Annotated in this window: 22 protein-coding genes; 13 read left to right on the top strand and 9 right to left on the bottom strand. The window is 59.7% G+C overall.

Annotated features, from left to right (window positions below; translation table 11 throughout):
- The first annotated feature begins 78 nt into the window (after positions 1-78).
- Positions 79-1,290, top strand: coding sequence for a response regulator (locus C2E19_RS02045; RefSeq protein WP_129387410.1), 1,212 nt, complete (start codon positions 79-81; stop codon positions 1,288-1,290).
- Between the two features lie 112 nt (positions 1,291-1,402).
- Here C2E19_RS02045 and C2E19_RS02050 read toward each other — a convergent pair whose 3' ends face one another.
- Both C2E19_RS02050 and desA read right to left on the bottom strand, forming a co-directional pair.
- On the bottom strand, positions 1,403-2,392 hold the full coding sequence (locus C2E19_RS02050; RefSeq protein WP_129387413.1) for a sensor domain-containing diguanylate cyclase: 990 nt from the start codon (positions 2,390-2,392) through the stop codon (positions 1,403-1,405).
- 268 nt (positions 2,393-2,660) lie between these two features.
- Positions 2,661-3,842: a delta-9 fatty acid desaturase DesA gene (gene desA / locus C2E19_RS02055; RefSeq protein ID WP_129387416.1), complete on the bottom strand. Its 1,182-nt coding sequence runs from the start codon at positions 3,840-3,842 to the stop codon at positions 2,661-2,663.
- 146 nt (positions 3,843-3,988) lie between these two features.
- On the opposite strand from desA, the gene dibA reads away from it, so the two are divergent.
- The 6 genes from dibA to C2E19_RS02085 all read left to right on the top strand — a co-directional run bounded on the left by dibA (position 3,989) and on the right by C2E19_RS02085 (position 10,403).
- On the top strand, positions 3,989-5,908 hold the full coding sequence (dibA, locus tag C2E19_RS02060; protein WP_129387419.1) for a phosphodiesterase DibA: 1,920 nt from the start codon (positions 3,989-3,991) through the stop codon (positions 5,906-5,908).
- Positions 5,909-6,158: 250 nt separating this feature from the next.
- Entirely contained in the window at positions 6,159-6,341 is a 183-nt protein-coding gene (gene oscA / locus C2E19_RS02065; RefSeq protein WP_034151822.1) for a sulfur starvation response protein OscA, read from the top strand.
- A 145-nt stretch (positions 6,342-6,486) separates the two neighbouring features.
- A complete protein-coding gene (locus C2E19_RS02070) occupies positions 6,487-7,500 on the top strand; it encodes a sulfate ABC transporter substrate-binding protein (RefSeq protein WP_129387422.1) in 1,014 nt (337 codons plus the stop codon).
- Positions 7,501-7,705: 205 nt separating this feature from the next.
- Positions 7,706-8,524, top strand: a complete 819-nt coding sequence (gene cysT / locus C2E19_RS02075; protein ID WP_008080019.1) for a sulfate ABC transporter permease subunit CysT — start codon at positions 7,706-7,708, stop codon at positions 8,522-8,524.
- A 13-nt stretch (positions 8,525-8,537) separates the two neighbouring features.
- Positions 8,538-9,410 carry a sulfate ABC transporter permease subunit CysW gene (gene cysW / locus C2E19_RS02080; protein ID WP_129387425.1) on the top strand — a complete coding sequence of 291 codons (873 nt, stop codon included), beginning with the start codon at positions 8,538-8,540 and terminating at the stop codon, positions 9,408-9,410.
- 3 nt (positions 9,411-9,413) lie between these two features.
- The gene (locus tag C2E19_RS02085) at positions 9,414-10,403 is read left to right on the top strand and encodes a sulfate/molybdate ABC transporter ATP-binding protein (protein WP_129387428.1); all 990 of its coding nucleotides are present in this window, start codon (positions 9,414-9,416) and stop codon (positions 10,401-10,403) included.
- Positions 10,404-10,511: 108 nt separating this feature from the next.
- On the opposite strand, the gene C2E19_RS02090 is transcribed toward C2E19_RS02085, so the two are convergent.
- On the bottom strand, positions 10,512-11,036 hold the full coding sequence (locus tag C2E19_RS02090; RefSeq protein ID WP_129387431.1) for a DUF962 domain-containing protein: 525 nt from the start codon (positions 11,034-11,036) through the stop codon (positions 10,512-10,514).
- An 84-nt stretch (positions 11,037-11,120) separates the two neighbouring features.
- Here C2E19_RS02090 and C2E19_RS02095 point away from each other — a divergent pair, with 84 nt between their 5' ends.
- Positions 11,121-11,798, top strand: a complete 678-nt coding sequence (locus C2E19_RS02095) for a Crp/Fnr family transcriptional regulator (RefSeq protein ID WP_129387434.1) — start codon at positions 11,121-11,123, stop codon at positions 11,796-11,798.
- A gap of 54 nt (positions 11,799-11,852) precedes the next feature.
- Here the strand turns inward: C2E19_RS02095 and uraH are convergent, their stop codons facing one another.
- Together uraH and C2E19_RS02105 are read right to left on the bottom strand one after the other, a co-directional pair.
- A complete protein-coding gene (gene uraH, locus C2E19_RS02100; protein ID WP_129387437.1) occupies positions 11,853-12,263 on the bottom strand; it encodes a hydroxyisourate hydrolase in 411 nt (136 codons plus the stop codon).
- 12 nt (positions 12,264-12,275) lie between these two features.
- On the bottom strand, positions 12,276-12,761 hold the full coding sequence (locus tag C2E19_RS02105; protein ID WP_129387440.1) for a heme-binding protein: 486 nt from the start codon (positions 12,759-12,761) through the stop codon (positions 12,276-12,278).
- Between the two features lie 135 nt (positions 12,762-12,896).
- Between C2E19_RS02105 and C2E19_RS02110 the strand changes: the two genes are divergently transcribed.
- The 4 genes from C2E19_RS02110 (at position 12,897) to C2E19_RS02125 (ending at position 16,530) form a co-directional block, all read left to right on the top strand.
- The gene (locus tag C2E19_RS02110) at positions 12,897-13,577 is read left to right on the top strand and encodes a heavy metal response regulator transcription factor (RefSeq protein ID WP_129387443.1); all 681 of its coding nucleotides are present in this window, start codon (positions 12,897-12,899) and stop codon (positions 13,575-13,577) included.
- Complete coding sequence (locus C2E19_RS02115) at positions 13,567-14,955, top strand: heavy metal sensor histidine kinase (RefSeq protein ID WP_129387445.1); 1,389 nt, start codon at positions 13,567-13,569, stop codon at positions 14,953-14,955. The genes C2E19_RS02110 and C2E19_RS02115 overlap by 11 nt, the downstream gene beginning before the upstream one ends.
- Positions 14,956-15,065: 110 nt before the next feature.
- Positions 15,066-15,314 (top strand): helix-turn-helix domain-containing protein, encoded by a 249-nt coding sequence (locus C2E19_RS02120; protein WP_129396079.1) that lies wholly within the window; start codon positions 15,066-15,068, stop codon positions 15,312-15,314.
- Positions 15,307-16,530, top strand: a complete 1,224-nt coding sequence (locus C2E19_RS02125) for a type II toxin-antitoxin system HipA family toxin (protein ID WP_129387448.1) — start codon at positions 15,307-15,309, stop codon at positions 16,528-16,530. The genes C2E19_RS02120 and C2E19_RS02125 overlap by 8 nt, the downstream gene beginning before the upstream one ends.
- A gap of 3 nt (positions 16,531-16,533) precedes the next feature.
- Here C2E19_RS02125 and C2E19_RS02130 read toward each other — a convergent pair whose 3' ends face one another.
- Positions 16,534-17,538 (bottom strand): AraC family transcriptional regulator, encoded by a 1,005-nt coding sequence (locus tag C2E19_RS02130; protein ID WP_129387451.1) that lies wholly within the window; start codon positions 17,536-17,538, stop codon positions 16,534-16,536.
- 100 nt (positions 17,539-17,638) lie between these two features.
- Here C2E19_RS02130 and C2E19_RS02135 point away from each other — a divergent pair, with 100 nt between their 5' ends.
- The gene (locus C2E19_RS02135; RefSeq protein ID WP_129387454.1) at positions 17,639-18,712 is read left to right on the top strand and encodes a fatty acid desaturase; all 1,074 of its coding nucleotides are present in this window, start codon (positions 17,639-17,641) and stop codon (positions 18,710-18,712) included.
- Between the two features lie 115 nt (positions 18,713-18,827).
- Here the strand turns inward: C2E19_RS02135 and C2E19_RS02140 are convergent, their stop codons facing one another.
- The 3 genes from C2E19_RS02140 to C2E19_RS02150 are packed head-to-tail and all read right to left on the bottom strand — an operon-like array spanning position 18,828 to position 22,863.
- A complete protein-coding gene (locus C2E19_RS02140) occupies positions 18,828-20,438 on the bottom strand; it encodes an arylsulfatase (RefSeq protein WP_129387457.1) in 1,611 nt (536 codons plus the stop codon).
- 14 nt (positions 20,439-20,452) lie between these two features.
- Entirely contained in the window at positions 20,453-21,268 is an 816-nt protein-coding gene (locus tag C2E19_RS02145; RefSeq protein WP_129387460.1) for an ABC transporter ATP-binding protein, read from the bottom strand.
- On the bottom strand, positions 21,265-22,863 hold the full coding sequence (locus C2E19_RS02150; protein WP_129387463.1) for an ABC transporter permease: 1,599 nt from the start codon (positions 22,861-22,863) through the stop codon (positions 21,265-21,267). Before C2E19_RS02150 ends, C2E19_RS02145 begins: the two co-directional genes overlap by 4 nt.
- Positions 22,864-22,907 lie beyond the last annotated feature (44 nt).

Here is a 22,907-nt window from a genome sequence, read left to right on the forward strand (position 1 = left end):
GAAACACATCGGGCGCTTTAGCGCTGTATCGAAAGGCCAGCATTGGCTAAGGTTCAGGGATTGCAAGGGAGAGCGCGCATGACTGCCGTTGAATTACCCGCCGTACCGCGAGTGCTGATTGCCGAGGCTGATCCGTGGTCCCGCGACCTGCTCAAACAAGTGCTGCTGAACGTGCGCTGCGATGCGCGGCTGGATCTGTGTGCCGATGGCCAGCAAGCGCTGTCGATGCTCAGCGAAATTCCTTATGACCTGGCCATCGTCGATTGGGAACTGCCCGGCGTCGATGGCTTGAATGTGCTGCGCAGTGTGCGTCAACGCAAACGCAATCCGCCGCTGCCGTTCATTCTGATGAGCAGCCGCAACGACAGTGCCAGTGTGCGTGAAGCCCTGCCGCTGGCGCCGACCGCGTACCTGACCAAACCCCTGAACATGGAAAGCCTGACTGCGCGTTTGCAGGGTTTGCTGCTCAATGCCGGGGAAGAGGTGTTTTGTGAAGTACCGGCGCTGGCGCCGGGCATGACCCTGTCGGTATTTCTCGAGCGACGTCGTGAGCAGGCCGATGGCGCGCCATTGATGACCGATGTGCAGGTGGCGGTGAAGCGCAGCCTCAATCCGAATGGCCTCGATCTGAAGCTGTTGGAAGATGAGATTAAAACCGATCCGCAGATCACTGCAGTGTTGATTGCGGCGGCTAACAGCGCGGCGCAGCATCATGGCGCCCCGGTGCAAACCTTGGCGCAGGCGCTGCATCGGTTGGGCACCGGACAAAGCATGAACCTGATTCTCGGTTTGGCACTCAAGCGCAGTGCGAAGCTCAGTGACCCGTGTCTGGCCGATTATGCCGAGCGTTACTGGGGGCTGTCGCTGCACACCGCCGAATACGCGCGCACGCTGGCTCGACTGCTTGATCTCGATCAGGAGCGCTGCTATTGCGCAGGCATGCTTCACCGTCTGGGTGATCTCGCGCTGCTGCGTTGTTTGCAGGAATGGCAGCAGGCTGGCGGTGAGCTGGATGAGCTGGAGGAGGTTGGCGAAGCGCTGGCGCAATTTGGTGCAGCCTACGGTTCGGCGCTGCGTACGCGCTGGCGACTGCCGCTGGAGCTGCGTGAGTTGATTGCGTCGGTCTACCAGCTTGGCGGCGGGGTGTATTCGCGCGAGGCGCTGGTGATGAACATGGCCGCGCAGATGGCGCATCTGACCGAGCATGAAGGCATCGAAGAGTTGGCGAAGAGCCGCACGGCGCGCCTGCTCAAGATCGGCTTGCCGGAGTTGATGCGGATGCGCAAATAATATTCGCACAATCCCCCTGTAGGAGCTGCGGCACGCTGCGATCTTTTTATTTTAGAAGATCAGGATCAAAAGATCGCAGCGTGCCGCAGCTCCTACAGGTTTTGTATTGGGGTCAGGCTGTGATGATGCGGTTCTTGCCTTGGCGCTTGGCTTCGTACATCGCTGCATCCGCGCGGGCGAACAGGCTGTCGAGGCTTTCGTCTTCTTCAGTGAGACTGGTCAGGCCCTGGCTGACGCTGATGCCGAATGTCTGGCCGGCATGGCTGAAACTCAACCGTTGAATCTCCTGCTGCAACCGCTCGGCCACCTGCATCGCCATGTCCGGCGCACAGCCCGGAAACACCGCGGCAAACTCTTCCCCGCCAATTCGCCCGAACAGATCGCCACGGCGTAACGAACCGCGCCCGCACTCGGCAATCCGCTGCAGCACGTTGTCGCCTTCCGGGTGGCCGTAGGTGTCGTTGATTATCTTGAAATCGTCGATGTCCAGCAGCAGAAAGGCCATGGGCGAACCTTGCAGGCGCGCCTCTTCGAACTCGCGGTTGGCGCATTCGAAAAAGTGCCGGCGGTTACTGCTTTGCGTCAGCACGTCGGTGGTCGCCAGGCGATGAAGCTCGGTTTCCATCTGCTTCTTGTCGGTGATGTCTTCGGCGATGCCGACGATGATCACCGGTTGCCCGAGTTCGTCCTGGCGATTGATGAAGCACTTGTCGCTGAGCCAGCGCACCTGGCCATCGGCGGCGATGATGCGGTATTCGCGATCTTCCACCGCGCCTTTGTGCAGCACTTCGGCGAGGCTGCGTTCGGCGTATTCCAGATCGTCGGGGTAGATGCTGTCGCGCCACTGGTTGTGGTCGGCCAGCAGCAGGCCGGCAGAGCGGCCGAAAATCCGTTCATAAGCCGGGCTGACGTACAGCACCTGCCGGGTTTCCCAGTTGAAGGCCCAGAGTACGGCGTTGACGCTGACCAGCAGCGAGCTGAACAGCTGTTCGCGTTCGCTCAAGCGCGCTACTTCGCCTTGGGCGTGCATCAATGCCATGAGGGTTTGCGCGGCCTCGGGCCACTGCGGGAAGGATGAGTCTTTTTGATTGTTGTTGACCATCGGCACAGATCTCAAAGGGCGTGCCGGGAGTTCGACAACAACCACAGTACAACCCGCCGGGGTGGCGAAGTGTCTTTGAGATAGGGGATTTTCAGCGAAGTTCCCAGCGGGTGCGGGGTTCCGCCGGGCGGCTGCCAATGGTCAACCCTGTAGGAGCTGCCGCAGGCTGCGATCTCTTGACGTTGTTTTCAAAAAGACAAAGTCAAAAGATCGCAGCCTGCGGCAGCTCCTACCGATTACGCGATTACGCGATTACGCGATTACGCGATTACGCAGTAGGGCGCAGCGAGTAGGTTTTCAACTGGTCGGCGAATTCACGCAACGACTGAATGCCACTGGCTTCCGCCTCGTGAATCCATTCCTTGATGGCCGCGAGCATGTCGTGACCATTTGCGCTGGTCTTGACCCAGATCTGCTGCAGGGCCAGGCGTTTTTCGTAAATTACCTTCAATGCCTGGCTGTGTTCGAGCATGTTCTGGATGCGCAAGTGATGACGATCTTCAAGCAGGCTGGTTTCCCGCGACAGCAGACGCTTGGCGCGGTGGAACTGGTGGCGCACCGAATGATCGACCTTGGCCAGCTCTTGCTTGACCAGCGGCCCGATCACCAACTTGCGGTACTGGGCCATGATCTGGAAGCGGTTGTTGAGGATCGCCATGGCGGTGTCCATGTCCAGATTGCCCTTGCCTTCGACCCGGTGGGCGATCGGCGCGACACGCTGAACCTTGGCCAGACGCAGGAAACTGAACACTTTGATCCACGCCCAACCGAGGTCGAACTCCCACTTCTTCACCGACAGCTTGGCCGAGTTAGGGTAAGTGTGATGGTTGTTATGCAGTTCTTCGCCGCCGATCAGGATGCCCCACGGCACCAGATTGGTCGCCGCGTCGCGGCATTCGAAGTTGCGGTAGCCGACGGCATGGCCAAGACCGTTGATCACGCCGGCGGCCCATACCGGGATCCACATCATCTGGATCGCCCAGATGGTGATGCCGATGGTGCCGAACAGCAGCAGGTCGATCACGCCCATGATTGCCACGCCCAGCAGCGGGTAGCGGCTGTAGACGTTGCGTTCGATCCAGTCTTCCGGGCAGTTCTTGCCGTAGATGCGCAGGGTTTCCGGATTCTGCGCTTCAGCGCGGTACAGCTCGGCGCCAGTGCGCAGCACGGTGGAAAGGCCTTTGATGACCGGGCTGTGCGGGTCATCCTCGGTTTCGCACTTGGCGTGGTGTTTACGGTGGATGGCGGTCCACTCGCGGGTGTTCTGCGCCGTGGTCAGCCACAGCCAGAAACGGAAAAAGTGCTTCAGGCCGGCATTCAGCTCAAGCGAGCGATGGGCCGAATAGCGGTGCAGATAGACCGTGACGCCGACAATTGTCACGTGGGTCATCAACAGGGTGACCGCGACCAGAGACCAGGCCGACAAGCCAAGAAAACCTTCGTACCACATAGGCTATAGGGCCCTCGATAAAGATAAAAACAGCCGTTGCATTATCACTAAGCACACAGATAAAACCAGTCGCCCTTTCAGATAAGAGTCGCTGGATGTTTCTTGACCTATAATTCCAACCTTTTTGTAGGGACATGGATAGCCGAATGTCTGCCACATATCGCGATGCCTTGCGTGCAGCGCTGCTCTATCTCGTGCTTGCCGTCGTCTGGCTGCAAGGTGCTGATCATTTATTAAACAATTTCTTCGATAACTCCGTCGATCTTGGCCGATGGCAACTGATCAACGGTTATGTGTTTGCGGCGGTCAGCGCCGCGCTGATTTTTCTGGCGCGGGTTCGACTGTGCGAGTTTCTCGGGATCGGCGCGCGGTTGCGCGAGCGTCACGCTGATCGCGAACGCCTGCGCCAGGCCGCAGCGGTGTTCGATTGCACCCGCGAAGGGGTGTTGGTGACCAACCACCAGGGGCTGATCGTGCACGTCAATCGTGCATTCATCGAGATCACCGGTTATCAGCGCGAGGAAGTCCTCGGCCAGCGTCCCAGTCTGTTCAAGTCCGGGCATCATCCGCCGGGTTTCTATCAGGCAATGTTCGCCACCCTCGAGACCGAGGGCGAATGGAGCGGGGAAATCTGGAACCGCCGCAAGAGCGGCGAGATTTATCCACAGTGGCAAACCATCCGCGTCATTCATGACGATCAGGGCCGCCTCAGTCATTACGTCGCGGTGTTTTCCGATATCAGCGCGATCAAGCACTCCGAGCATGAGCTCAAACACCTTGCGCACCACGACCCGCTGACCGATCTGCCCAATCGCCTGTTGTTCAGCGATCGTGCCGAGCAGGCGCTGGCCTCTGCGCAAATCCACAAGCGCGGTTGCGCGTTGCTGATGCTCGATCTCGATCACTTCAAAATGATCAACGACAGCCTCGGGCATAACGTCGGTGACCGCTTGCTCAAGGCGGTGGCGGCGCGGCTACAGGAACTGTTCGGACCGGGGATTACCCTGGCGCGGCTCGGCGGCGACGAGTTCGCCGTGCTCGCGGAAAGTTGTCCACAGCCCGTGCAAGCGGCGGCACTGGCGCAACGCATTCTCGATGCGCTCAAGGAACCGTTCTGCATCGATGGCCACGAGTTGTTCATAAACGCCAGCATCGGCATCAGCCTGTTCCCCAGCGATGCATTGAGCGCCGATCAACTGTTGCGTAATGCCGATGCGGCATTGTTCAAGGCCAAGAGCAGCGGCCGAAACGGTTACGCCTTGTACACCGAAGAGCTCACCGCCCACGCTCAGCGACGGGTCGAAATCGCGTTCGAACTGCGCCGGGCGCTGGAACAGCAGGAACTGCGTGTCTACTACCAGCCGGTGCATGACCTGAAAAGCAGTCGACTGATTGGCGTCGAAGCGCTGGTTCGCTGGCAGCATCCGCAACGCGGTCTGGTGTCGCCGGCGGAGTTCATCCCGATTGCCGAACGCACCGGATTGATCGCCGAAATCGACGCATGGGTGATGCAACAGGCCTGTCGGCAGATGTGTGAGTGGCAGCAGGCCGGAATGGTGCTGTCATTTGTCGCGGTCAATGTGTCATCGCGGTTGTTTGCGCGCCGCGAGTTGTATCAGCAAGTGGCGCAGGTGCTGCATGACACCGGGCTGGATCCGGCGTATCTGGAGCTGGAAGTCACCGAAAGTGCGGTGATGGACGATCCGGAAGTGGCACTGGAGCAGATGCATCGTTTGCGTGAGTTGGGGATTCGCCTGGCGATTGATGATTTCGGCACCGGCTATTCGTCGCTGCTGCGACTCAAGCGTTTGCCGGTGCAAAAATTGAAGATCGATCAGGGCTTTGTGGCCGGTTTGCCGTGGGATGAGGATGACGCGGCGATTGTCCGGGTGATTATTGCGCTGGCGCGGAGCATGGGCATGCAGGTGCATGCCGAGGGGATTGAGCAGGCTGAGCAGGCGGTGTTCCTGCTCGCGCAGGAATGTGATCTTGGACAGGGCTACTGGTTTGGACGGCCGAGTCCTGCCTCGGAGATTGATTGGGCGCGCGCGCCATTGATTGGTTAAAGATCAAAAGATCGTCCGATCGCGGCCCGAGCCTTCGGCAGCTCCTACGCAATTACTGTAGGAGCTGCCGGAGGCTGCGATCTTTTGCTTCAACAGGCTGCAAACCCTTGCCCCGCCACATAATGTTTTCTAGTTATATAAACATTCTTAAATAGTCTTTTTAAGAATATCCATGCCTCTCTTATATTGCTCCCACGCCGAACGCAGTGCCGCCCACTGCCAGGCAAATCCCATTCAAAGGAGCAGCACCATGAGCGCATCCCTTCGCAGCGTTGACGGTCAGGACGAAACCACCATCTTGCGTGAAATCCAGAGCGCCCTGCGCGATCTGCGGTTTGGCGCGGTGGAGATCACTGTGCACAACGCGCAGGTCGTGCAGATCGAACGCAAAGAAAAATTCCGTTTGCAGCAACCGGGTAAACAACCGGGCTGAGGTGAAGATCAAAAGATCGCAGCCTGCGGCAGCTCCTACGGGGGATTGATGTAGGAGCTGCCGCAGGCTCCGATCTTTAGCCGGCAAACCCGATTCCAGATATTCATAAGAAAAAGCCACCACCAGAATTCCAGGAGCTTTCACCATGTCGTCGATTCGCCGTTACGCTTTGGCCGCCCTGGCCAGCGCTGTGTTTGCCGGTTCCGCGGTTGCCAAGGATTACGAGCTGCTCAACGTGTCGTATGACCCGACGCGCGAGCTGTATCAGGACTACAACGCCGAATTCATCAAGTTCTGGCAGAAAGACCACGCCGGCGACACCGTGAAAATCCAGCAATCCCACGGTGGTTCGGGCAAGCAGGGCCGTGCGGTGATCGACGGTCTGCGCGCCGACGTAGTAACCCTGGCGCTGGCTGGCGACATCGATGAAATCGCCAAGCTCGGCAAGACCCTGCCCGCCGACTGGCAGAAGCGTCTGCCGGAAGCGAGCACGCCGTACACCTCGACCATCGTCTTCCTGGTGCGCAAGGGCAACCCGAAAGGCATCAAGGACTGGGGCGATCTTGTCAAGAACGATGTCTCGGTGATCACGCCGAACCCGAAAACCTCCGGCGGTGCACGCTGGAACTTCCTTGCAGCGTGGGCCTATGGCCTGAAAGCCAACGGCGGCAGCGAAGAAAAAGCCAAGGAATATGTACAAACCCTGTTCAAGCACGTGCCGATCCTCGACACCGGTGCGCGCGGTTCGACCATTACTTTCGTCAACAACGGTCAGGGCGACGTGTTGCTGGCCTGGGAAAACGAAGCGTTCCTGGCGCTGAAAGAAGATGGCGGCGCCGACAAGTTCGACATCGTCGTGCCTTCGCTGTCGATCCTCGCCGAGCCGCCAGTGGCCGTGGTCGACAAGAACGCCGAGAAGAAGGGCAACGAGCAGATCGCCGAAGCCTATCTGAAGCACCTGTACAGCCCGGCCGGTCAGGAAATTGCAGCGAAGAACTTCTACCGTCCGCGTGACAAGGACGTGGCTGCAAAGTACGCCCAGCAGTTCCCGAAACTGGACCTGGTGACCATCGACAAGGACTTTGGCGGCTGGAAAACCGCGCAGCCGAAATTCTTCAACGACGGTGGCGTGTTCGACCAGATTTATCAGGCGCAGTAATCTGACTACAAAACTGTGGGAGCGGGCTTTTGTGGCGAGGGGATTTATCCCCGTTGGGCAGCGAAGCTGCCCCAAAACCATCACATGCGGTGTATCTGGTTTTCCGCATTTGCCGATTTTGGGGCTACTGCGTAGCCCAACGGGGATAAATCCCCTCGCCACAGGGTTCACTCCCACATTGATGCGTTTTTAACCAAGGACTTTCATGTCGCGTCGTATCTCCCCCGTCATACCCGGCTTCGGGCTGACGCTGGGTTACACCTTGGTGTACCTCAGCCTGATTGTGCTTATCCCCCTGGCGGCGATGTTCGTCCACGCCGCCCAACTCACCTGGGATCAGTTCTGGGCGATCATCTCCGCACCACGGGTGCTGGCGGCATTGAAGCTGAGCTTCGGCACCGCGCTGTGCGCCGCGATCATCAACGGCATCATCGGCACGCTGCTGGCGTGGGTACTGGTGCGCTACACCTTCCCGGGGCGCAAGGTGATCGACGCGATGATCGATCTGCCATTTGCCCTGCCGACAGCGGTGGCCGGCATCGCGCTGACCGCGCTGTATGCGCCGGCCGGACTGGTCGGCCAGTTCGCTGCAGACCTCGGTTTCAAAATCGCTTACACCCCACTGGGTATCACTTTGGCGCTGACCTTCGTCACACTGCCGTTTGTGGTGCGCACGGTGCAACCGGTATTGGCCGACATTCCCCGTGAAGTCGAAGAAGCCGCTGCATGCCTCGGTGCGAAACCGTTGCAGGTGTTCCGCCACATCCTCGTCCCCGCGCTGCTGCCTGCCTGGCTCACCGGTTTTGCCCTGGCGTTTGCGCGAGGCGTCGGCGAGTACGGTTCGGTGATTTTCATCGCCGGCAACATGCCGATGAAAACCGAGATCCTGCCGCTGCTGATCATGGTCAAACTCGACCAATACGATTACACCGGCGCCACTGCCATCGGCGTGTTGATGCTGGTAGTTTCCTTCGTCCTGTTGCTGCTGATCAACTTGCTGCAGCGGCGCATCGAAACCCCATAAGGAGGCGCGAACCATGTCCCAATCGTCTATTGCGGCCGCCTCTTCGGCCAACGCCGCGCGCCGTGGCAGTGCCACTTCGCGCAGAGTCCTGATCGGCCTTGGCTGGCTGGTTTTTTTCCTGTTTCTGCTGCTGCCGTTGTTCATCGTCGTATCGCAGGGTTTGAAGAATGGCCTCGGCGCATTTTTCATCGCGATCTTTGAACCGGATGCACTGTCGGCACTAAAACTCACTGTATTCGCCGTGCTGATTTCGGTACCGCTGAACCTGGTGTTTGGCGTCAGCGCCGCATGGTGCGTGAGCAAATACTCGTTCCGCGGCAAGAGCATGCTGGTGACGCTGATCGACCTGCCGTTCTCGGTGTCGCCGGTGATCGCCGGTCTGGTCTACGTGCTGATGTTCGGTGCGCAGGGCCTGTTCGGGCCGTGGCTGCAGGATCACGACATCCAGATCGTCTTCGCCCTGCCGGGCATCGTGCTGGCGACGATTTTCGTCACCGTGCCGTTCGTGGCCCGCGAGCTGATTCCGCTGATGCAGGAACAAGGCACGCAGGAAGAAGAAGCCGCACGCCTGCTCGGCGCCAACGGCTGGCAGATGTTCTGGCATGTCACCGTGCCGAACATCAAGTGGGGTCTGATTTATGGCGTGGTGCTGTGCACCGCGCGGGCCATGGGTGAATTCGGTGCGGTCTCGGTAGTCTCCGGGCACATTCGCGGGGTGACCAACACCTTGCCGTTGCACGTCGAGATCCTCTACAACGAATACAACCACGTGGCCGCGTTCGCCGTGGCGAGCCTGTTGCTGATCCTGGCGCTCTTCATCCTGCTGCTCAAGCAGTGGAGCGAAAACCGTATCAACCGCCTGCGCGCCAGCGCCGCGGAGGAATAATTCATGTCGATCGAAGTGCGTAACGTCAGCAAGAATTTCAATGCGTTCAGGGCGCTGGACAACATCAGCCTGGACATCCACAGCGGTGAACTGGTCGCGTTGCTCGGCCCCTCGGGCTGCGGCAAGACCACGCTGTTGCGGATTATCGCCGGTCTGGAAACCCCGGATCAGGGCAACATCGTCTTCCACGGCGAAGACGTCTCCGGCCACGACGTGCGTGATCGCAACGTCGGTTTCGTGTTCCAGCACTACGCCTTGTTCCGCCACATGACCGTGTTCGACAACGTCGCGTTCGGCCTGCGCATGAAACCGAAAAACCAGCGCCCGAGCGAAAGCCAGATCGCGGTCAAGGTTCACGAACTGCTGAACATGGTGCAGCTGGACTGGCTGTCGGATCGTTATCCGGAGCAGTTGTCCGGTGGCCAGCGTCAGCGCATCGCGCTGGCCCGCGCCTTGGCGGTAGAGCCGAAGGTGTTGCTGCTGGATGAGCCGTTCGGCGCCCTTGATGCCAAGGTGCGTAAAGAACTGCGCCGCTGGTTGGCGCGGCTGCACGAAGACATCAACCTGACTTCGGTTTTTGTAACCCACGACCAGGAAGAGGCGATGGAGGTTGCTGACCGTATCGTGGTGATGAACAAGGGCGTGATCGAGCAGATCGGCTCACCGGGCGACGTCTACGAAAACCCGGCCAGCGATTTCGTTTACCACTTCCTTGGGGATTCGAACCGCCTGCTGTTGAGTGACGACAATCACGTGCTGTTCCGTCCGCACGAGGTGTCGTTGTCCAAGCATGAGCTGGAGGATCACCATGCGGCTGAGGTGCGTGATATTCGGCCGTTGGGCGCGACTACGCGGGTGACGTTGAAGGTTGAAGGGCAGACCGATCTGATCGAAGCCGAAGTGGTCAAGGATCACGACAGCCTGATCGGCTTGGCCAAGGGTGAAACCCTGTTCTTCAAGCCGAAGGTCTGGCAGAAAGTCGCCAGCCTTTAAAACCAAAAGCTTCGCGAGCAAGCCCGCTCCCACAGGGATTTTGGTTGTTCACAAATTTTGTGTTCAACACCCATCCAATGTGGGAGCGAGCCTGCTCGCGAAAGCGGTCTAAACAGCCGCACGATTCGGATTGACCCGCACCACCCCCGCCCGCGCCTCGATCTGTTCTTTCAACTCATGCCGCATCCCGAGCATGAACGCCAATTCGGCCACGACAAACAGCGGCCCGACAATCAGCCCCGACACGTCATCGACAAACGCCGGTTTGCGTCCTTCATAGTGATGCCCGACAAACTGGATCACCCAGCCGATCACAAACATCGCCACACCGCTGCTCAGCCAGACCATGGTGCTTTGCTGCGCCAGAACATGCCCGGCCCACACAGATAGGCCCATCAGCACCGTCATCAGTACGCCCAACTTCACTTCCAGGCGCAGATAAAACCACGCCGAGGCCAGCGCCAACACAACGGCTGGAGATATCCACAAGCCACCCAGCAACCATTCTGGCCGCGACAACAACACGGCCACCGCCACCACGATCAGCGGAATACCGATAAAGTGGCTGGCGATGTTGCGCGGATCGCGGTGGTAGGCGGCGTATTGACTGAGATGGTCGACGAGGTTTTTCATTGTTGTTCCTCCGGTAGGGTTGATTGCATCATCCCTCGGGATCAGGTTTCGCTCTGTCAGGCAGGCGACAATCCAGGAGTGTTTATGCAAATGCGTTCGCGGCTGATGAGCGGCCAGTGGTTCAGTCATCTGCCGGTGTCCTTTCAGGATAGTCTGCTGGCAGCGGCCCGGGAGCGGCGGCTGACGGCGGGGCAACGGTTGTTCCAGCGCGGTGATGCGCCTTGCGGTTTGTACGCGGTGCTTGATGGCGCCGTGCGCATCGGTGCGGTCAGCGAGCAGGGCAAGGAGGCGTTATTGAGCCTGGTGGAGGCGCCGCACTGGTTTGGCGAAATCTGTCTGTTCGATGGTCAGCCGCGCACCCATGACGCCTATGCCGTCGGGCCGTGCACCCTGCTGAATATTCCGCAGGCGACGCTGCTGAAACTGCTCGACGAACAGCCGGTGTACTGGCGGCATCTGGCGCTGCTGATGAGCCACAAACTGCGCCTGACCTTTATCAACCTCGAACAACTAAGCCTGCTGCCAGCGCCGGCACGCCTGGCCCATCGTTTGCTGATGATCGCCGAAGGCTACGGCGAATTCGATGCGCCGCGCCGGGTGCTGCAACTGCCGCAGGAGCAACTGGCGTCGATGCTGTCGCTGTCACGGCAGACCACCAACCAGATTCTCAAGGATTTTCAGGGCCAAGGGATTATCGGGCTCGGGTACGGCGAAATCGAAATCCTCGACGCCACGCGCTTACGCGCCTTGGCCACGATCTAAAAACTCACACCGATCCCCTGTTGGAACTGGCCCCTGTGGGGATTGGTGTGGGGATCAGGAACCGCGATAGGTCGAGAAGCCGTACGGGCTGAGCAGCAGCGGGATGTGGTAATGCTGATCGGTCTGTTTTACCTCGAAAATCACCGGGATCTCCGGGAAGAACGTGTCGTGCCTGATCTTCTTGAAGTACTCGCCGGTCTTGAACACCACGCGGTATTCGCCCGCCTCAAAAGGCTGCTTGGCCGGGAATAGTTCGGCAATCCGCCCTTGTTCATTGGTTGTGCCCTGAGCCAACGGCTGCCAGTTCTGGCCGACGTGTTTCTCCAGCGTCACGTCGATGCCCGGCGACGGCAGGCCGTTTTCCAGATTGAGCACGTGCACGCTCAAGGGGTTTCCAGCGGCCAGCGCCAGGCTTGAGAAAGCACTCAGGCCGAGCGCGGCGAAAGTCATGCGCAAAGTATTCATCGATGCATCTCTTTATTGGGAACGGGTGGTGGCCAGACCGGTTTTCTCGGCAGCCTTGAGCGCACAGTTTTCGTCTTGTTCACCGCCCCCGGAACCGGCCACGCCCATGGCGCCAACCAGCTCAGAGCCGAGGAACAGCGGAATTCCGCCACCGAGCAACAGCAACTCGTCGAGGGTGTTGAGGTTGGCGGTTTCCGGGTTGTTGCGGGCACGTTCGGCAAACAGCCGGGTCGCGGTTTTCGTCGACAGCGCGGTGTACGCCTTGCGTTGGCTGGCGGCGGTGTTGTGCGGGCCGACACCGTCGCCGCGCAAGGTCACCAGCAGGTTGCCGCCACGGTCGAGCACCGACACGGTGCCGGTGCAATTGCTCATTGCCGTGTTGGCCAGCAGTTGCGCGGTTTTCAGGTCGAGGTCGGCATGGCGCGGCAGTTCAGGGCTTGCGAACACGCTGGCGCTGAGGCTGACGGCCAGGCTGGCGACAAGGTATTTGACGGTCATGGACAGGCTCCAAAAGCTAAGGTCGCCACCTTAATCGCCGGTCTTCGTCAGAACCTCGTCAGTCTGATTACAAGTTTGTAATGGGCAACGCCGCCGAAGGCGCCTAGCCTGTGTGCCTGTCAATCGAGGTGTGCCATGCGTTTGCTGGTCGTAGAAGATGAAGCCAAAACCGCGAATTTCCTCGCCAAAGGCCTGGGCGAATCGGGTTTTGCCGTGGACGTGGCGCTCAATGGTCTCGATGGCCGTTACTTCATCGAGCAGCAGGAATACGACCTGATCATCCTCGACGTGATGCTCCCCGGCCTCAACGGCTGGCAGTTGCTGCAACTGATCCGCCAGCGCAGCGCTACGCCGGTGTTGTTCCTGACGGCCAAGGACGCCATTGAAGACCGCGTACGCGGCCTCGAACTGGGTGCCGACGACTATCTGCTGAAACCCTTCGCCTTCGCCGAACTGCTCGCGCGCGTGCGCACATTGCTGCGCCGTGGGCCGATGCGCGAAGCCGAGTCGTACAGCATCGCCGATCTGGAAATCGACGTGCTGCGCCGTCGCGTCAGTCGCGGTGGTCAGCGCATTTCCCTGACCAATAAAGAGTTCGCCCTGCTGCAACTGCTCGCTAGTCGCCAGGGCGAAGTGCTGTCGCGCACGTTGATCGCCTCGCAGGTGTGGAACCTGAATTTCGACAGCGACACCAACATGGTCGAAGTCGCAGTGCGCCGTCTGCGCGCGAAAGTCGATGATCCGTACATGCCGAAACTGATCCATACCGTGCGCGGCGTCGGTTATCAGCTGGAAGCTCCCGACGATGCGCTCTAGGTCGATCGCCTGGCGCCTGGCGCTGGCGTTCGCACTGGTCTGCGCGTTGGTGCTGAGCGCGATTGGCGTATTTCTCTACCGTTCGCTCGCGTCGGAAATCGCCTATCGCGACGACCTCGCGTTGCTCGGTCGACTGGAGCAAGTGCGCGCCTTGCTCGCCGACAGCGATAGCTTGGGCGCTTTGCAGGCACGGCCACGGCTGTATCAGAACATGCTTGGCAATCTCGACAGTCTGCTGCTGGTGCTGCGTGCCGACGGTTCAAGCGTGATCGCGATCAATCCCCGTCAACGCGATTTGCCTGCGCTGAACGCCATCCCCCGCGAGCACACGCCACAGCGTTCCGATGTACTCACGTGGCAAGCGCCGGACGGTGCTGAACTGGCGCTGTTGTCCGGCGCAGCGCAAGGGCCGAACGGCGAGCCGCTGACGGTGATCGCCGGCAAAGTGCTGAGTGAGCGCGAGCAGATGCTCGGCAGCTATCGCATGCGCTTGTACCTGTCGGTTGGACTGGGCGCGTTGCTCGCTTTTGCCTTGGGCCTGCTGTTACTGCGGCGGGGCCTACAACCGTTGCGGCAGTTGAGCGAAGCGGTGCGCGGCATCGATCTGCGCAGCCTCGATCAACGCTTGCCCGCCAATGGCACGCCTGTCGAACTGCTCGAACCGGTGCAGGCGCTCAACGGCATGCTCGCGCGGCTGGACGACAGCGTGCAGCGCCTGTCGCAGTTCTCCGCTGACCTCGCCCACGAGATTCGTACGCCGTTGCACACCTTGCTCGCCAGCAACGGCCAGGCACTGAATCATCCGCGCAGCACGGCGGAGTATCAGGAAGTTCTGGCTTCGAATATGGAAGAGTTTGAACGGCTCAAGCGCATGGCGGAAAACCTGATGTTTCTCGCTCGTGCAGAACAGGCTGAGCGCGCGCTTAATCTGCAAACGCTGGATTTGCATAGCGTTGGTAGCGAGTTGTGTGATTATTTTGAAGCGTTGGCCGATGACCGCGATCTGCGGCTGGACAATCGACTGCTCGGTGAATTGCTGGCCGATCAGCAACTGTTGCAGCGAGCGCTTGGCAATCTATTGGCCAATGCCGTGCGTCACGCTGATCGCGGATCGGTGATCAGCTTGCGTCGTCGCGACGAGCCAGGTGAGTGCTGGTTGCAGGTTCACAACCATGGCCAGGCGATTGCGCCGGAGCATTTGGGCAAGTTGTTCGACCGTTTCTACCGTGTCGATCCTTCACGGGCAGAGCCGGGGGATTCGGGTGGGTTGGGGTTAGCGATCGTGCAGTCGATCATGCAATTGCATGGGGGGCAGGTTCGGGTCAGCAGTGATGCTGACGGCACCGGTTTTGAACTGGGATTTATGGTTAGCAAGTGACTACTTCTTGATCACTCGTAATTAGGCTAATCTTGTTGGACGAGTGCATCAAATGCGATGCAAAACAAGCAAATATCTCAATTTGCATCGTATTTGATGCGGGAAATTACATGGAACAGCTTGGCGAATTGATCAAAGCCCTGCGCAAGGCGAACAAAATGACCCAACAGGCATTGGCTCAGCAATACGGAATGAGCCGCTCGACGATCTCGGGGATAGAAAACAACACCATTGCGGAAATCGGCCTGCGCAAAGTCGAAGCGATCCTCAACGGGTTTGGCTATGAGCTGACTGCGGCTCCACGGCAGGCTCGCCGCCCGACACTCGATACGCTGCAAAAGGTCAGCTTCCATGACTGAGTCATCGGATCGATTAAACGTCAGTGTCGGCGGACAAGCGGTGGGAACGTTGGCGCACGGGCAAGATCGAGTCGACAGCGTCTTCAATTACCGCGAAGAAGGCAGTGCCGAGAATGCCGTGTCACTGACAATGCCGTCCCGGTTGGAAAGTTATGGTTGGGAGCATGGCATTCATCCGGTTTTCGAGATGAACCTGCCCGAAGGCGCGCTTCGTGATGAGCTGGTCCGGCGTTTCAGCAAAGCGGTTCGCGGCTTCGATGACTTTGCATTGCTGGCCATTGTCGGCCCCTATCAGCTCGGTCGATTATCCATTGCCGGCGCATCGATGACGGATCGCCCGCCTGAAACGTCGCTTGCCGATCTGCTGGTACACGATGGTGCGCAAGACTTGTTCGAGGATCTGTTGCAAACCTATGGCCAGTATTCCGGGGTATCAGGAGTGCAGCCCAAAGTACTGGTGCGTGACAGTGCGGCTGCGATTGATCGCCTGACTCATCGGGGATCCACTCACCTGGTTAAAGCTTTTCGCGCCGATGAATATCCGCAGTTGGCAACCAACGAATACTTTTGCATGCGTGCTGCGCAACACAGCGGGCTTGAGGTGCCGCAGTTTGAGCTGAGCGAACATGGCAAGTTTCTGGTTATCGAGCGCTTTGACCTGAGCGCTACAGGCTACCTCGGTTTTGAGGACTTTTGCGTGCTCAACGGTTGGCCCTCGAAAGCCAAATACGACGGCTCTTACGAAGGCGCGGCCCGGCAGATCAAAGCATTTGTTTCGCCTGCATTGCTCAATCAGGCGCTGGAAGCATTTTTCAAAATTGTGGCTTTGTCCGCAGGCTTGAAAAACGGCGATGCACATCTAAAAAACTTCGGTGTGTTGTACGAAGACTGTGGCGAGAAATCGACAATCAGACTCGCGCCCGCATACGACATCATCACCACGTCGGTCTACATAAAGCACGACAGCATGGCGTTGCTCTTGGGTGGCTCGAAGGCTTGGCCCAAGCACAAAATGCTGGTGCGTTTTGGCCGGACGGTCTGCAACCTGACTGAGGCGCGTTGCAGTGAATTACTGCTGCAAGTTGCTAACGGCATGCTGGTGGCGATGGGCGAAATGGCGGAGTACAGCGCAACTCATCCAGCTTTCGCCGAGATGGGGGCTGCCATGATCGAACAATGGTCGTCCGGTATGGAGCGAAGTCTGGCTAAAGGCTGACGATCAGCGCAAGCCATCCCGAAACTGCCCCGGCGTCAGCCCCGTCCAGCGCTTGAACGCGCGGCTGAAGCTGCTGGTATCAGCGAACCCCAGCAGATAACTCACCTCACTCAGCGAACACTGCGGATCGCGCAGGTGCAGCAGCGCCAGATTCTCGCGGCTCTCGTTCAACAAGGTATCAAAGCGACAACCCTCATCCGCCAGATGCCTTTGCAAGCTGCGCAAACTCAGGTGCAGCGCCTGGGCAATCCGTTCAGCACTTGGCTCACCTTCCGGCAATTGTTCTTCAATGGCATCGCGCACTTTGCGCTCCCAGGTCAGCGGTTTGAGCTGGGCCATCGTGCGTTTGAGCACGGCTTCATTGTGCTCGGCGAGTTCCGGGTTGGCGTCGTCGAGGTGGCTGTCGAAGTCGGCGAGGGCGAACTCCAGGCGATCCTCGGCACAGCCGAAATGCACCGGGGCGCGGAAGACTTTGTGCCATTGGTGCGCGTCGGCCGGTTCCGGGCGGCGCAGATAAACGGCCAGCGGCGCGTAATCGCGGCCGAGGCGATTGCGGCAGGTGCGCACATAGATTGCGGCGAACGCATCGATGGCTTCGAAGGCCGGCGCCGGATTGCCTGACGGAATTTTCAGACGAAATTGATAGCGATCATCGCTACGACTCAGCTCCAGTTCCAGCGCATCGCTGACCACCGGGTGATAACGCACGATACGTTCAAACACTTCCCGCAAACTGCCGCTGGCGACCAGCGCATATCCGAGCGCATGAAAGGTGGTCGGGCTGACAAAGCGCGACACCCGCAGACCAATCGCCGGGTCGCCGCTGACCTGCACGGCGATTTCCCACAGGCGGGTAGTGCCGGACAGTGGATAGCGCGCGTTGGGGTCGTCCATCAAGTGCGGATCGAGCCCGGCCTGTTGGCACAGGGCAATGCTGTCCAGTCCCAGCGCGTCGAGTTGCTTGCGCAAGGCACGGGTCCAGCTGGCGAGGGAGGTCGGTTCCTTCATGCTGATTGGCGCTTCCGGTCAACAGGTTGGCGTTCTCGGCTACCGTAAGTGAAGCCTTGGCGAGGCACGATGCGAACATCATAAACCCGAGGATGGAAGCATGGACGGTACTTCTGCAAGTCTCCAGCGACACAATGCGGCTCAGCGATCAGCGCATATTCGCGAAGTGGTGCTGGCCAAAGGCGTCGAATTGCGCGAGCGCTACCCGATTCTCAAGCATCAGGACGCGTTGGGCGCGGGGATTTTGGCCTTTGCCCTGATCGGGATGATCGGCTCGGCGGCGCTGTACATCAGCGGCCACATGGCGTGGTGGGTGTGCCTGTTGCTGAACGCATTTTTCGCTTCGCTGACCCATGAGCTGGAGCATGACCTGATCCACAGCATGTATTTCCGTAAGCAGCGCGTGCCGCACAATTTGATGATGGGCCTGGTGTGGCTGGCGCGGCCGAGCACGATCAATCCATGGATTCGTCGGCATCTGCACCTCAATCACCACAAGGTCTCCGGCACCGAAACCGACATGGAAGAGCGCGCGATCACCAACGGCGAGCCGTGGGGTTTTGCACGGTTGCTGATGGTCGGCGACAACGTGATGTCGGCGTTTATCCGCATGCTCCGAGCCAAGACCTGGGCGCACAAGTCCAGCATCATCAAACGCACGTTGAAGGTCTACGCGCCGCTGGCGCTGGTGCATTGGGGCGCTTGGTATGTGTTCCTGGGCTTCCATGCGGCCAATGGCGTTGCGTATCTGCTGGGCGCGCCGATTGAATGGTCAGCGACGACGTTGTCGGTGATGCAGGTGATCGATATAGCTGCCGTGGTGATCATCGGCCCGAACGTGTTGCGTACGTTCTGCCTGCACTTCATCAGCTCGAACATGCATTACTACGGGGACGTTGAACTGGGTAACGTGTTGCAGCAGTGTCAGGTGCTGAACCCTTGGTGGTTGTGGCCGTTGCAGGCGTTCTGTTTCAACTTTGGCAGCAGTCACGGGATTCATCATTTTGTGGTGAAGGAGCCGTTTTACATCCGCCAGATGACCGTGCCGGTGGCGCATAAGGTGATGCGCGAGATGGGCGTGCGGTTTAATGATTTCGGCACGTTTGGGCGGGCGAACCGGTTTGTTCGTCGGGATGAGGTGGTGAGTAAAGAGGTGCGTACAGCCCAGGCTTGATGGGTTGTTTTTAAAGGACTCTTCGCGAGCAAGCCCGCTCCCACATTGGATCTGTGATCGACACAAATCCCCTGTGAGAGCGGGCTTGCTCGCGAAGGCGTCAGATCAGCCAACATCAATCCGGCTGAAACGGCGACTCACTCAAAATCACCCCGGTCTCCTCGACATACTGCTGCCAATGCCCGATCAACGCGCTGAGCTTCTCCGGTTGGCTCACCGCCAGATCATGAATCTCCCCCGGATCACTGCTCAAATCATAAAGCTGCCAGGTCGCCGGCCCTACCGGCCCCGGGATCCACACCGCTTTCCACGACCCCTGCCGAATCGCCCTTCGCCCAAACAATTCCCAACCCGTCACCGTGTGTTCGTCATGCACCTGTGCGGTCTCGCCCGACAAGAACCCCAGCCACGATTTGCCTCGCAGCGGCGCCACCGGTTTGCCGTGCCAGAGCTTGCCCGGATGACGCACGCCGGCCAGATCAAGAATCGTCGGCGTGATGTCCATCACTGTGCCGAAGCCATGGCTGATCTGCCCTTTGAGCGCCAACTGCGGATAGTGCAGCAGCGCCGGCACGCGAATCCCGCCCTCAGTAGTAAACGCCTTGAACAACCGCGATGGCGCGGTCGCTACCTGCGCCCAGTTCGGCCCGTACCACACGTAGGAATTGGCCCGGCCAATGTTGTCGAGGCTGTTGTCGTAGTGCTGGCTGAGATACGTCACCAGTTCCGGGCCGAACTTGGGGAACGCTTCGAGCAGCGCGCCTTCAGCACCGTTGTCGGACATGAACAGGATGAACGTATTGTCGAGCTGCCCTTGCTGGCGCAGATAATCGACCACCCGGCCGATGTTCCAGTCCATGCGCTCGACCATCGCTGCATAGACCTCCATCGCCCGTGCGGAGATCTGTTTTTGCTCGTCGCTCAAGGCGTCCCACTGCTTGGTCAATTGGATCAGCGGATGCGGCTCGACGTCCGGTTCGATCAGGCCGAGGGCTTTGAGTTTTTCCAGGCGCTCGAGTCGCAGCACTTCGGGGCCTGCGTCGTAACGACCACGGTATTTCTCAACGATGTCGGCGGGCGCCTGCAGCGGCCAGTGCGGTGCGGAGAACGGCAGATAAGCGAAGAATGGCCGGGTCTGGTCGCGTTCCTTGAGGTACTGCAGCAACTTGTCGCCAAAGGCATCGGAGGAATAGAAATCCTTTGGCAGTTCGTCGATGAAGGTGTCGTCTTCGATGTACAACGCCGGGGTGGATTTCAGCAGGCCGGGGGTTTGCTCATCGTAGGTCGGCTCGAAACCGTAGTGGTTGGCCGCGCCGGGCAGCAGCGAAAACGAGCGCTCGAAACCGCGCGCATGCGGCGCCAGTTCGGCTTTCAGGCCCAAGTGCCATTTGCCGCTCATCAACGTCTGGTATCCGGCCTCGCGCAGCAGTTCCGGCAAGGCGACGACGCGGTCGTTGAGGTAGCCCTCGTAACCCGGTTTGCCGATCAGATCCGGGGTCAGCGTTTCGGCCATGGTGCCGATGCCGGCGATGTGGTGGTCGGTGCCGGTGAGCAACATCGAGCGGGTCGGCGAGCAGGTCGGTGCGGTATGAAAATCGGTGAGGCGCAGGCCGTTGTTGGCCAGGGCATCAAGGTGCGGCGTGGCGATTTCGCCGCCGAACGCACCGATGTCGGAGAAGCCGAGATCGTCGGCCAGAATCACCAGAAAATTGGGACGTTGCGGCATCGCAAAACTCCTGTTCAGCAAGCAATGAACGTCAGCGGCAGATCACGGATCTGCACCGGCACGCTCGGTTGGTAATGGTCGTCACTGGTCAGTTCGTGCAGCAGCTCTTCACGCAACTGATGGAAGTCGAAACTGCTGCGCTGGCGCGGATGGGGCAGGGCGATGTCGACCACTTGCTTGATCCGTCCCGGACGCGGCTCCATCACCACCACGCGGTCGGCGAGGAAGATCGCTTCTTCGACGTCGTGGGTGACGAGGATCGTGGTGATCTTCGCGCGGGCGCGGATCGCCAACAGTTCGTCCTGCATTTGCTGGCGTGTCAGTGCGTCGAGCGCGCCAAAGGGTTCATCGAGCAGCAGAATTCGTGGGCTGGCCACCAGGCCGCGAGCGATCGCCACACGTTGCGCCATGCCGCCGGAGAGCTGGTGCGGATAGGCGCGAGTGAAGTCGCGCAGACCGACCAGATCAATGAAATCGTCGATGCGTTTTTGCTTCTGCGCTGCGCTCAATGGCTCGTTGACCAGCCCCAGGCCAATGTTGCCGGCAACGGTCAGCCACGGGAATAAACGGTGCTCCTGGAAGACAATGCCACGCTCGCCGCCGATGCCGCTCACAGCTTTGCCGTCAACGGTAATTTGCCCACGAAATTGCGTATCGAGTCCCACCAACAAGCGCAGCAACGTCGATTTGCCGCAGCCGCTGGATCCGACGATGGCGACGAATTCGCCCTCGGCGATGTCCAGATTGAATTCACGAATCGCCTCCAGTTCGAAACCGTCGACATCGAAGGATTTGCCTACGTGGTTGAAGCTGACAATCGGTGCGTTCATGCGTGTCTCCAGCGGGTCGCGCGAATTTCCAGGCGTTGGCCAATGAGGTTGAGCAGGGCGCCGGTGAGGCCGACGAAGAGCATGCCGGCCATGATCAGATCCATGCGCAGCAGTTGTTGTGCGCCGATCATCTGGCTGCCGATGCCGCCATTCGACGGCATGAAATATTCAGCGCCGATGGTGCCGAGCCAGGCGTAGATCAGACTCAGCCTGAGGCCGGCGAAAATCCCCGGCGCGGCGCCCGGCAGCACCAGGCGACGCAAGCGCTGGCCGAGGCTGAGGCGCAGGACTTGCGCGGCTTCGTTCAGTTGCGGTGAGAGATTGGCAACGCTGCGTTGTGTGGCGATGAACAGCGGGAAGAACGCGGCGAGGGCGACGAACACCCACTTCGCCAATTCGCCCAGACCGAACCAGGCGGTGAGCAACGGCACCCAGGCGAAAATCGCGATCTGGCGGATGGCGGCGAGGGTCGGACCGAGCAGGCGTTCACTGGTGCGCGAAAGCCCCAGCAGCAAGCCGAGGGCGAAACCGAACCCGCCACCCAGCAGCAAACCGCCGAGGGTGCGACCGAGGCTTAGCGCCATGCCACTGATCAACGTGCCGTCGAGCAAACCGTCCCACGCAGTGATCAACACGGCCAGCGGGCTGACCAAAATGTTGTTATCGACCCACTGCTGATCGTTCGCCAGTTGCCACAACGCCAGCAAGCCCAGCGGCAACAACCACGGTTGCAGGCGCTGCCAGCCTTGATAGCGCGGGCCTCGCCGAATCTCGGCAGTGGCGGGATGTGGCCAGTGCACCAGTTTGCGGTCCAGCAGCCCGATGCCGCGATCCATCGCCACGCCGATCACACCGATGACCACGATGCACACGAAGACGATGTCGAGCATGAACAGCTGGCGCGCCCAGACCATCAGGTAACCGATGCCTTCGCTGGAAGCGAGCAGCTCGACCGCCAGCAACGACGTCCAGCCGGCTGCCAGCGCCAGACGCACGCCAGCCATGAACGCGGGAAGGGCGGCGGGCAATACCAATCGACGAATCAGCAGATGCGGCGGCAGGCGCAAGACGGCGGCAGCCTCGCGCAGTTTCGGCTGTGCGTCGCGCACGCCAACCAGTGTGTGCAGGGTCACGGGGACGACGATGGCTTTGATCAGCACCACCAGTTTCAACACTTCGCCGATGCCGAAAAACACCATGAACAGCGGGATCCACGCCAGCGTCGGGATTTGCGACAGACCGGCGAACGTCGGGAAGATCAGACGTTCCAGACGTCGACTGAAACCCAGCGCCGCACCGAGTAACGCACCGGCGCAAACCCCTGCGAGCAAGCCCCAGAACAACCGCTGCAGGCTGATCCACAAATGGCTCCACAACTCGCCATGCGCCAGTTCGACGGCGCTGTTCCACACCAGCGACGGCGCCGGCAGGATCTGTTCGCTCATCCATTCGTTGCGCGCTGCCAGCCACCACAAAACGAACAGGCCGACGGGCAACAGCCATGGCAACAAACGTTGGTTGATGGTCGGTGAAATGCTTCGGCTTTTCAGCGGTGGCGCCGGCAGCGGCAAACTGAGCAGAGATTGACGGGCCATGGGTGACCTCCGTTGTCGGGTTGGATCGAGATCGAGTCAAGATC

This window comes from Pseudomonas sp. DTU12.3 (assembly GCF_004124275.1).
GTDB lineage: Bacteria > Pseudomonadota > Gammaproteobacteria > Pseudomonadales > Pseudomonadaceae > Aquipseudomonas > Aquipseudomonas helmanticensis.